At 39.9% G+C, this 11,345-nt stretch carries 7 protein-coding genes; 5 read left to right on the top strand and 2 right to left on the bottom strand.

Features of this window, described 5'->3' with window-relative positions:
* Positions 1 to 11: 11 nt before the first annotated feature.
* Together TRESU_RS08050 and TRESU_RS08045 are read right to left on the bottom strand one after the other, a co-directional pair.
* Complete coding sequence (locus TRESU_RS08050) at positions 12 to 455, bottom strand: DUF3015 family protein (protein WP_013701755.1); 444 nt, start codon at positions 453 to 455, stop codon at positions 12 to 14.
* A gap of 144 nt (positions 456 to 599) precedes the next feature.
* Positions 600 to 1,307: an SGNH/GDSL hydrolase family protein gene (locus TRESU_RS08045; protein WP_013701754.1), complete on the bottom strand. Its 708-nt coding sequence runs from the start codon at positions 1,305 to 1,307 to the stop codon at positions 600 to 602.
* A gap of 539 nt (positions 1,308 to 1,846) precedes the next feature.
* On the opposite strand from TRESU_RS08045, the gene TRESU_RS08040 reads away from it, so the two are divergent.
* The 5 genes from TRESU_RS08040 to TRESU_RS08020 all read left to right on the top strand — a co-directional run bounded on the left by TRESU_RS08040 (position 1,847) and on the right by TRESU_RS08020 (position 11,329).
* Positions 1,847 to 2,275, top strand: a complete 429-nt coding sequence (locus tag TRESU_RS08040) for an RrF2 family transcriptional regulator (protein ID WP_013701753.1) — start codon at positions 1,847 to 1,849, stop codon at positions 2,273 to 2,275.
* A 338-nt stretch (positions 2,276 to 2,613) separates the two neighbouring features.
* Positions 2,614 to 3,549 carry a cysteine synthase A gene (gene cysK, locus TRESU_RS08035; protein WP_013701752.1) on the top strand — a complete coding sequence of 312 codons (936 nt, stop codon included), beginning with the start codon at positions 2,614 to 2,616 and terminating at the stop codon, positions 3,547 to 3,549.
* Positions 3,550 to 3,745: 196 nt separating this feature from the next.
* Entirely contained in the window at positions 3,746 to 5,089 is a 1,344-nt protein-coding gene (locus TRESU_RS08030) for an MATE family efflux transporter (RefSeq protein ID WP_013701751.1), read from the top strand.
* A 61-nt stretch (positions 5,090 to 5,150) separates the two neighbouring features.
* Complete coding sequence (gene uvrA / locus TRESU_RS08025; RefSeq protein WP_013701750.1) at positions 5,151 to 8,090, top strand: excinuclease ABC subunit UvrA; 2,940 nt, start codon at positions 5,151 to 5,153, stop codon at positions 8,088 to 8,090.
* Positions 8,091 to 8,092: 2 nt separating this feature from the next.
* Complete coding sequence (locus TRESU_RS08020) at positions 8,093 to 11,329, top strand: LPS-assembly protein LptD (protein WP_013701749.1); 3,237 nt, start codon at positions 8,093 to 8,095, stop codon at positions 11,327 to 11,329.
* The last annotated feature ends 16 nt before the right edge of the window (positions 11,330 to 11,345 follow it).

Raw genomic sequence — 11,345 nt, 5'->3', positions numbered from 1 at the left:
AAAAGTCCAACTTAGCCAACAAGTGAGTAAATCTTTCCGCTTACTTCAGTTGCAGATACGTCTGAAGAAGAGAAGATGTTGTCAAAGTTTGCCTGAAGAGCAGCTTTGAAAGCTACACTGTCAGAAACGTTGAGCATTGTTGAAAGTGTGTCAACATATTCGCCTTCGCCCATAGCGATGTCTGTTGCAAGTGCATCCATGTTGTCTGCGATGAACTTGTCTGTTTCTTCCATTCCGATAAGTCCTCCGCTATATCCAGAAGTTCCGAATGTAATAGCGAATCCCTGTGAACAGAATGTGCCGTTTGTTGTTGCGGCAAGCAAGTCATAAACAGGTCCGTTCTGATCTCCGAAAACAACATAACCAAGACCAGGTCCAACCTTTGTAGCAAATGCGCTAGAAGCAAGTGCCAATGATACAACAGCTACTGCAGCAGCCAATTTACCCTTAAACATAAGAGCCTCCAATGTTTTTTCAGAAAAACAAAGCCATAAAGTTTTTGTTTCTCCTTTTAGTTTTATAAATGATAAAGCAACAATTTCAAAAAGTCAAGAAAATGAACAGTGATTAGCTTAAATTAACAAAAAACTTAAATTTCACTATTTTGGAAACTCGTTTTTGATTTTTGGAAGCTCTTTTTCCCAGATTTCCGCCATGAATCTGTAGCCGGCTTCGTTTGGGTGGATTCCGTCCTGGCACATAAGCTCTTTGTCTTTTTTGGACTCAAGAAATGCAAGCCTCATATCCACAATCTGCACGTTGTTTTGAAAACTGTATTTAACAAGATGCGCATTGTATGTTTCGTGGTTTTGGTACAGCGTCATAATGTCCGAGTTCACAAACGCCTTTACTTTTTGTTCGTCATATCCTCGGCAAATGTGCAAAAGCCATCGGTCTGGAACAAGAGGCGGCATTGTCATAATGAGCGGCGTTGTTCCGTTTTGTCGGCAGGTTTTTGCCATTTTGTCTATCGTGCTTATAAATTCGTCTATGCCTACACGTGGATTTGTGTTTTCCCCGGAGCATACTTGCGCCCAGTCATAGTCGCAGTCGTTTCCGCCGGATTCTATTATTGCAAGGTCGCCAAGCGCATTCCGCTCAGCATCACGCAAAAACCTCTTGTAGCTTTTGGTGATTATGTTTCCGAATACGCTTTGGTTGTTCAGCTTAAATCCTAGTTTTGCAGCTGCAAGTGAAAGGCTGTCATTCTTTGTTATGTCAAAGAGGTGCCCGCTTCCTGTTCCTGTAACTGCGCCCTTTAAAATTGAATCTCCATATACAGAGACTGTGTTAATTCCGTTTTCCATGCCTTGTTAGACACATTTCACGCCGTTAAGTTTCATTTTTTAGGTCGAATGTCGAATTTTAGGATTTCTTGAAATTTCTAGTCATTATCAGGCTTGATCCGATAATTCCTTGTGTTTTTTTTTAGCAAGATTGCAGTGTCAAGCACGGCAATGACAGTAAATTTACAAAACTCGAATTTTGACCTTTTAGTTTTTGGAGGAAAGACAACCATCTAATTCGAAAGCGAATCAATTTTATAGCCGTTTTCTTTCCTCCAAACCATCTGTCTTTCCCAGCGTTGATTAGGGCTCCCCCCCCTAAGAATCCAAACAAAAAATAAATAAAGCAATACTACAGTAATAAGGTGTTGATTAGTACGCTAATAATGAGGCAATTACTGCACTAAATGGGTGTTGATGAGCGCACTAATAAGGAGGCATTTAGTGCAGTATTTAAAGGGCAATTTAAGAGGTGGAAGAATGTCTTTCCTTAAAAAAATCGCATTGAAAATTAAAAATCCTTGTGGTAAGATAGGAAAATAAAAAAGAGGTTATGGTTTATGCTGATTTCAACAAGAGGGCGTTATGCGCTTCGTGTTATAATAGAACTTTGTTCGCACGGAAAGGACGAGTTTGTTCCATTGAATGTCATTGCTGAGAATCAGGATGTGTCGCTAAAATATCTTGAAAGCATTGTGGCTCTTTTGGTTAAGGCTGGTCTTGTAGAAGGCTTGCGCGGAAAAAAAGGCGGCTACAGGCTTACAAAAGATGCTGACGAATATTCCGTTGGAGAAATCCTAAAACTTACGGAAGGAACTTTAGCCCCTGTTACTTGCCTTGAAGAAAACGCTGAAACCTGTCCACGTTCCGCAGAATGCAAGACGCTCCCCATGTGGGAAAAACTGGACACTATAATTTCCAACTATCTATACAGCGTAAAAATTTCCGACCTTTTAAAGCCTGAAAGTGTAAGCGACTGGGTAATATAAGCAGATTTTGTTAAACTCTTCGTACAAAAGTATTATCCTAATCGCCTAATAGTAAAATATTTTGCGTACAAAAAGATTTTGTTGAGCGTACAAAAGTAGAATATTCTGCGTACAAAAAGTTTATCCTGACTGTCCAAGAGTAAAATATGTCTGGCTAAGGCGCACTTATGCGCAAGAAGTTGGCTCATCCATTTTTAAATTTGGGGCAAACCTATCTAAAACGCGCAATTTGAATGATAAAATATAAAAACCCCATTGACTTAATAGGAAATAGAGGTTAGTATACTTGTATAAAACCTATATTTTAAGTAGGAATATAAACTTTCAGGAGGCCGGATATGGCAGACATTAAGGAAAGCGTAGTAGAACTGATTGGAAACACACCGATTCTAAAGCTCAACAATTACTCAAAGGCTAGTGGCATTGAAAACGCAACTCTGCTTGCAAAGCTGGAATATCTGAATCCGGCCGGAAGCGTAAAAGACAGAATCGCCCTTGCAATGATTGAAGACGCAGAAAAAAAAGGCATTCTAAAGCCTGGAGCTTCTATAATAGAGCCTACTTCTGGAAACACAGGAATCGGGCTTGCCGCTGTAGCCGCTGCAAAAGGATACAAGGCTATTTTGACTTTGCCTGAGACAATGAGCGTTGAGCGCCGCAATCTTTTAAAGGCTTATGGAGCGGAGCTTGTTCTTACCGAAGGCGCAAAAGGAATGAAAGGCGCTATTGCAAAGGCAGAAGAGCTTAAAGAGTCAATTCCAGGCTCTGTTATTCTCGGGCAGTTTGTAAATCCGGCAAATCCTAAAGCGCACCGTGAAACTACAGGCCCTGAAATTTGGAGCCAGACAGATGGAAAAGTTGATATTTTCGTTGCGGGCGTAGGCACTGGTGGAACTGTTTCCGGCGTAGGTGAATTCCTAAAGTCGAAGAATCCTGCTGTAAAAGTTGTTGCTGTTGAGCCTGCTTCAAGCCCTGTTCTTTCAAAAGGAACTGCCGGCTCTCATAAAATTCAGGGAATCGGCGCAGGATTTGTTCCTGAAACGCTTGACACAAAGATTTATGATGAAATTATTGCCATAGAAAATGATGACGCTTTTGCGGAAGGAAAAGCTTTTGCGCGGTCAGAAGGAATTCTTGTTGGAATTTCAAGCGGAGCTGCTCTAAAGGCTGCAAAGATTCTTGCCCAGCGCCCTGAAAACAAAGGAAAAGTTATTGTGGCTCTTCTTCCAGATTCTGGAGACCGCTACCTTTCAACTCCGTTGTTTTCTGACTAGTCTGAAAATTTTACCACAAGTGCCGGGCATCTGCCCGGTTTTTTTTATCGTTGCTATTTTTTTTATGGCATTATTCAATTTGATTGGATGGCATTTTCCTTAATCTTGCGTATTTGTTGCTCAATCTGTTTGCTATAGGTTGCATTATATTAGAACAAATGTTATATGTATTTTCTAATATAAATTGGGGAAAATTATGAACAAACAATTTTACAAAGATTCGCTTAAAATGCTTTTTCCTATTATTCTGCAGAATATATTCGCCGCCATGATGGGCTCTGTGGATGTTATAATGCTTAACAGTATAGGTCAGGACGCTATTGCGGCAGGCTCTCTTGCAACTCAGTACTCTGGTCTTGTCTTTATGTTTTATTCGGGAATAAGCTCAGGCTCTATTCTTCTTGCGGCTCAGTATTTTGGTAAAAAAGATTTTAAGGCTCTTGAGGCAATTGAAGGGATTGCGCTTAAATGCTCGCTTGCTGTTGCGGTTGCCTTTTCTGTTGGCGCATCGTTGTTCCCGGAAAAACTTATGCGCGTTTATACGGCTGATCCGGTTTTGATTTCAGAAGGCGCGGAATATCTTCGCATAATCTGGGTGTTCTATCTTTTGTGGGCGGTTTCAAATACTTACTTTTCTATGCTTAGAAGCGCGAATCATGTTTCGGTGGCAACATTCTTTAACGGTGTGGGATTTTTCCTGAACATCATTCTTAACGCGGTTTTTATCTTTGGATTTTTTGGAATTGAAAAAATGGGAATCCGCGGAGTTGCTCTTGCTACTTGCATTTCTCAGGCTGTTTGTGTTGCAGGGTGCTTTATTGTTTCGGCTCGGAGTAAGGACATAAAACTTAAGTTTTCCTATATGTTTATAAAAAGCAGCTCTCTTGCCAAGGATTTTTTTAAGATGTCTTTGCCTGCCTTGCTGAATGATGTTTCCTGGGGCGCGGCTTTTTCTGCTTACGTTGCAATCATGGGGCGGCTTGGCTCTGATGTTGTGGCTGCTAATTCGATTGTATGTGTTGTGCGCAACTTTGCCACTGTGTTCTGCTATGCTGTTGCTGCGGTCGGCGGCATTATTGTAGGAAACTTGATTGGCGCGGATAAGATTGACGAGGCTGAAAAAGGTGCAAAGGAATTTCTTAAAGTTACAGTTATTACAGGGGCGTTTGGCGGACTTTTGATATTTATTTCAATTCCGTTTGTTCTAAAATACGCTTCGCTTTCAACTTTGGCAATGCATTATTTAAAGCAGATGCTTTTTATAAATGTCTACTATGTTATGGGAACTGCTGTTAACACAACTCTTATTGCCGGTATCTTCCGCGCGGGCGGATGCACAAAATTCGGTCTAATATGCGACACAATCGATATGTGGGGCTATGGAATTACAGCTGGAATTCTTACAGCTTTTGTATTCAAGCTTCCTGTTGTATGGGTTTACTTTTTTATGTGCCTAGACGAATTTGTAAAGTGGCCCTGGGTGTTCTCGTTCTATAAGAGCAAAAAGTGGCTTAGAAACATAACTAGAACTGAATATTAGCTTTGACTTGAACTTATGCAGGCATTTTCATTTGTCTGCTTTTCTTCTATAATAAAGGGCTATGAACGCATTCAACGATGAGAAAATTGTAATTCAAGGTGCGCGCGAGCATAACTTAAAGAATATCAGTGTTGAAATTCCTCGCAATAAACTTGTTGCCATAAGCGGACTTTCTGGCAGCGGAAAATCATCACTTGCATTTGATACTCTTTTTGCTGAAGGCCAGCGCAGATATATGGAAAGTCTTTCTTCCTATGCAAGGCAGTTCCTTGGAAGAATGGACAAGCCTGATGTGGATTTGATTACGGGGCTTTCTCCTGCGATTTCAATTGAGCAAAAGACAACCCATAAAAATCCGCGTTCAACGGTTGGAACTGTAACAGAAATCTATGACTATTACCGCCTTCTGTATGCAAGAATTGGAAAACCCCACTGTCCGAATTGCGGTCGGGAAATCAAGGAACAGTCGGTTGACCAGATTATAGAAACAATTCTTTCTTGGTCGCAGGGAACTAAACTTACAATTCTTTCTCCTGTTATCCGCGGAAAAAAAGGTGAGCATCAAAAAGTTATTGACGACGCAAAAAAATCTGGCTTTGCGCGTGCTAGAATTGATGGGCTTATGGTTGAGCTTGAGGATTCCATAAAACTGGACAAGCAGAAAAAGCACACAATTGAAATCGTTGTTGACCGCATAGTTTTAAAGCCTGAAATTAGAAAACGTCTTGCCGATTCAGTTGAAACTGCGCTTCAAAGTTCAAACGGTGTTATAATTGTTTTGCGCCGCGTAAATAAGACTGATGAGGCTTATGAAAATGTTGTGCATGAGATTTCTGCAAAAGGAAAGTCTGTTGATTCTGCCGCGGATTTTATAGAAGAGGAAGTTTTCTTTTCACAGAAGAATGCCTGTCCTGACTGCGGAATTTCTATTCCAGAGCTTCAGCCTAGGATGTTCTCTTTTAACAATCCGTTTGGAGCCTGCCCCGACTGTACTGGTCTTGGCGAAAAAATGGAATACGACAAAAATTTGATTGCGCCGGATTCTTCACTTTCATTTAATGAGTACGGAATTCAGGCTTACAATCCTGAAAGTTCTTGGAACCATGCGATGTTCGAGGCTGTTGCAAATGAAGCAGGCTTTACTCTTGAAACTCCGCTGAAGGATCTTACAAAGAAGCAGACTGATTTTTTGTGGAACGGAGACGCGCAGAAAAACATAAAGTGGGTTTACAAAAAGCAAAGCGGTGAGGGAACAAGTTCTTACAATCGTCCTTGGCTTGGAATTTTCGGTGATTTGCGCCGCCGCTACAATGAAGCTTGGGGAGAAAATGCAAGGGAATCTCTTGAAAAATTTATGTCGCATAAAGAGTGTGCGTCTTGCCATGGAAAACGTCTTCGCCCGGAATCTCTTGGCGTTACTGTCGGCGGAAAAAATATCTGGGACTTGACCGAGTTTTCTGTTACAGAAACCATAGACTTCTTTGAAAAATTAGAGCTTTCTGAAACAGAAAAAAAGATTTCCGCGCAAATATTAAAGGAAATAAAATCACGCCTTTCGTTCTTGAAAAATGTTGGGCTTGAATATCTTACGCTTCAGCGTTCGGCTGCAACTTTAAGCGGAGGCGAGGCGCAGCGCATAAGGCTCTCAACTCAGATTGGCTCAGGTCTTACCGGGGTTATGTATATTCTGGACGAGCCTTCGATTGGTCTGCATCAGCGGGATAATCAGCGGCTTATTGATTCTCTTTTGTATCTTAGAAATCTTGGCAACACGGTGATTGTTGTTGAGCATGACGAGCAGACTTTGCTTACCGCGGATTATCTTGTTGACATTGGTCCTGGAGCTGGTGTCCACGGCGGAAAAATCATGGCGGCAGGAACTCCGCAGGAAGTTATGAAAATTCCAGAAAGCCTTACTGGCCAGTATCTTGCAGGAAAAATCAGAATGGAAATTCCAAAGCAAAGAAGAACTGGAAACGGAAACTTTATAAAAATTCAAAATGTTACAGAGCACAACTTGAAAAATGTAAGCGTTGAAATTCCGCTTGGAACTTTTACTTGCATAACGGGAGTTTCTGGCAGCGGAAAATCAACTTTGCTGAATGATGTTTTGTTTCCTGCAATCAGCAATAAAATTATGAAGAGCGAGCTTCCGGTTGGCGCATACAAAAAAATTTCAGGCTTGGAAAATATTGACAAAGTGATCAGCATAGACCAAAGCCCTATTGGAAGAACTCCGAGAAGCAATCCTGTAACTTACATCGGTGTGTTTGATAAAATCCGCGAGCTTTACGCAAGTATTCCGGAAGCAAAGGCAAAGGGCTACAAGAGCGGACGTTTTTCTTTCAATGTAAAAGGCGGAAGATGCGAGGCTTGCCAGGGAGCTGGAACTTTGACAATTGAAATGAATTTTCTTCCTGACGTTTTTATTCCATGCGATGTCTGCCACGGAAAAAGATTCAATCAGGAAACTTTGGATATCCTTTACAAGGGAAAGTCCATAAGCGATGTTCTTGACATGACGATTGAAGAAGCCGCCGATTTCTTTGCTGGAATTCCGCATATTGCAAGAAAACTTGAAACCTTAAAAAGTGTTGGTCTTGGCTATATTCAGCTTGGACAGAATGCGCTTACTTTGAGCGGAGGAGAAGCTCAGCGTGTAAAACTTGCATCTGAACTTTCACGTCCTTCAACTGGAAAAACTTTATATATTTTAGATGAGCCTACGACCGGACTTCACTTTGTTGACATAAAGCAGCTTATGAGCGTTATTCAAAAACTTGTTGACAAAGGAAATTCTGTTGTGATGATTGAACATAATCTTGATGTTATCTGCCAGGCGGACTATTTGATTGATCTTGGTCCTGAAGGAGGAAGCGGCGGCGGGTCGGTTATTGCGACAGGAACTCCAGAAGAAGTTGCAAGGTCAAAAGAAAGCTACACAGGAAAATATGTTTCCCAGCTTCTTGAACGCGAAAAAGAAAGAGACAGGCTTTTGTAAAAATGTTTTTTTGTCTTTCATCTTTCGGAAAAAGAACTGCTTTTTTTTTGCTTGCTTTGTTTTTTTTATTTAAGCCTGCGTTTTCTCAAAGCGAAGTTACAGTTGTAACAATTATAAGCGCAAATTATTCAGAATACAAAAAAAATGAAAATACAAGCGAAGATGAAATTCACCTTTCTGGAAATGTAAAGCTTTCTGTTGAAAAAGAAAAATCAAAAACAGAAATAAAAGCTGACGATGTAACTTTTAATCGTTCAACACAAATGCTTTATGCAAAAGGAAATGTGCGCATTTTAAAGTCTGGTACCAGTGGAGACGAGCAGGAAATTTCTGCTTCAACAGTTTTGCTTAACACAGGTACTTTGGAAGGTGTTTTTGACAATGGAAGAATTTTCAATGCGGGAAACGGAGCTTTGAGTCTTCCGTCCGGCTCAACAATGATTGTTGCTTCTGAAATTTTTGGCAGAGATTCTTCCGGCTCTGTTGCATTTAAAAATGCCGCGCTTACTTTTTGTGATGATGAAGATCCGCATTGGAAAGTAAAGGCTTCAAGAATTTGGCTTCTTCCCGGAGGCGAGTTTGCGTTTTTGAATGCGGTTGTCTATGTTGGAAAATTTCCGGTTTTGTATCTTCCGGCTTTTTATTATCCAAAGGATGAGCTTTTGTTTAACCCGGCGTTTGGATATGACGAGCGGTTTGGATATTATTTTCAGACTACAACTTATTTGCTCGGAAGAAAACCTTTGCAAGAGGCTGACAGTTCTTCCGATGACAATCTTGCGGCAGGAATTTTCAACTTCATGCGTCCTTCAACTTTAAAGGAGCAAAAGAGGGAAGGACTTGTTCTGCACAATTTGGATGAAGATTTTAAAGGAGACCCTTCAAGCTATTTAAAGTTCACAGCGGATTACTATGCGAACATGGGATTTGCAACAGGACTTTCTGGCATTTACAAGCCGTCTTCTTCGGACTACATTTCTTCGATTGAAGCCGGAACGCAGCTTGCGTTTACAAATACAGTTTTTTATTCGGGTGGAAAATATACTCTTTATTCTTCAGCTGGAAAAATAGAAAAGGACAAATCTAATTTTCTTGGAATTGAATCTCCATTCCGCTATAAAGGACTTTTAAAAGCTTCTATAAAAAAGCCGTTTTCATTAACTCTTTCCATGCCGGTTTACAGCGATCCGTTTTTTACGGAAGATTTTGAAAAGAGGTCTGAATATCTTGATTGGATAAATTTTCTTTTGGGTCAGACAAAAACTGATGATAATGACACAGAAGATACTTCTGCCCAGACTTCTTCATTTGAATGGACTGCAAATGCTTCTTATTCTGTTCCTCTGCCGGATTTTGTAAAGCCGTTTATTTCAACTTTGTCTATTACAAATTTGTCGGCGGATATTTCATTTGATTCCAAGTCCAGAACTGATTCTGATTTCTCTTCTGCTGCATTTGACTGGCGCACTTACAGCCCGGAGCGTTCTTTCTTTTATCCATCTCAAGTTGTTCCATTTAAAATCGCAGCAAAAATTGAAGGAACTATTTTTAAATATCCGTTTGAAAAAAATTACGAAAAATTCGATTCGCCTTCGTTTCCGATAGAACTTGAAATTCCAGAAGAATTAAAAAGTCAAAAGCAAAAAGAATCTATTCCAGAAAATTCAGAAGAAAAAGATGAGCAGCAAAGAAAATCAGATGAAGAAAAAGATGATGTGCTTGCTTTTTCTATACAGGAACTTGCGCCAAAACAAAAAGAAAATATTGTTGACATAAAGGGAATTGAATACAAGCTTGGCTATTCAATAGTTCCGCAGTTTACATCCCAAATTAACTATAATTCTTCTGACTTGCTTGAGCCTTCTGATTTTGAATGGGGAAATTTTTATTCGACTTATTATCAGATAAAAGTTCCTGCTACAATTTCAAGCGAGCTGGGATTTAGAAATCCGTTTGTGTATTCAAAAAATGATTTTACATTCAATCCTGTTTATCAAAGCCACCCGAATCTTGACGGCTATACATCCGAGACTTCAAAAAATTCGGTAAAGCTTTCGGACTACAAAGCTAAAAAAATGGATTTGGTAAATGACAATAATTTTTCTATAAATCCATTTGCTTATTCTGATATATTCAAGGATTCGAGCATTGCATGGAAATCTTCTATAAAAATTATCAAGACTGAATTTATTGGAGACGCTGAAAAGCCTGAATGGGAATACGCGGTTATGAAACTCACTGATGAAGAAACAGTAACTTCCCATACAGTGAGCGCAAAACTTGCCGCAAAAGAAACAGATGATTTTTCGCAGTCCCTGACGTTGACTTCAAATCTTCCGCCGCAGCTTGATGAGTACACTTTCAACGCCGCTTTTTCTTTTCCTTATGCGAGTCTTTCTGCGGAAGTCGGAATAAAACAGGAAAACGAAGACACTGACAATTTTGTTTGGAATCCTTTTAAGCAGTCCGCCACGCTGAAATTTTTTAACGGAAAACTTTTGTTTTCAGAATCCTTTAATTATGAAATGGAAGAAAAGCGTTCGGACTCAATGAAGCTTTCTTTTTCTTGGAACGATTTTCAGCTGTCGTACATAATGCAGTACACGACTTGCTATTATTTTGATTCAAGCGAAGGCTGGGTTGCAAAAGAAGACAAGGATTTTGTTCCTTACACTTTAAGCCTTGCGTATTCAACTTCCGGGAAAAATTTCAAGTACTGGAAAAAGCGGATTACCTGGGCACCTTCTCTTACAGCTGGAATTGTCTATGACTGCGTCCGTCCTACAAACAGTTATTTTAGGTTTGTTCCGTCTTTGACTTTTAAAATCCATGATGCATTTGAACTGTCATTCAGCGCGGAAACTCAAAACAATGTTATTTTCAGATATTTCCAAAGATTCACAAAATACGACAATGTTATTTCCGGCGAAGAAAATATGTTTGTTGACTTGTGGAATTCTTTTGCTTTCTGGGGAGATGGTCAGTTTTATGATTCAGACCAGCTTAACAGACGTTCCTCCGGGTTCAAGCTAAAGACTTTAAAAGTCAGCATTACAAGAAATCTGCATGACTGGGATATGACAGGCTCAATTTCGTTTAAGCCTCGCCTTGTTACAAATGGAAGCGGCTCAAAAACTTATGATTATCATCCGTATATAACTTTTGCGATTTCATGGCATCCAATGCCTAGTTTTAAGACTGAACTTATTGACGAATATGGAGAATGGCAATTACAATAAAGTATATTGAAATAAA

Source organism: Treponema succinifaciens DSM 2489 (assembly GCF_000195275.1).
GTDB classification, from domain to species: domain Bacteria; phylum Spirochaetota; class Spirochaetia; order Treponematales; family Treponemataceae; genus Treponema_D; species Treponema_D succinifaciens.
This window is presented reverse-complemented; position numbering and strand designations above follow the sequence as displayed.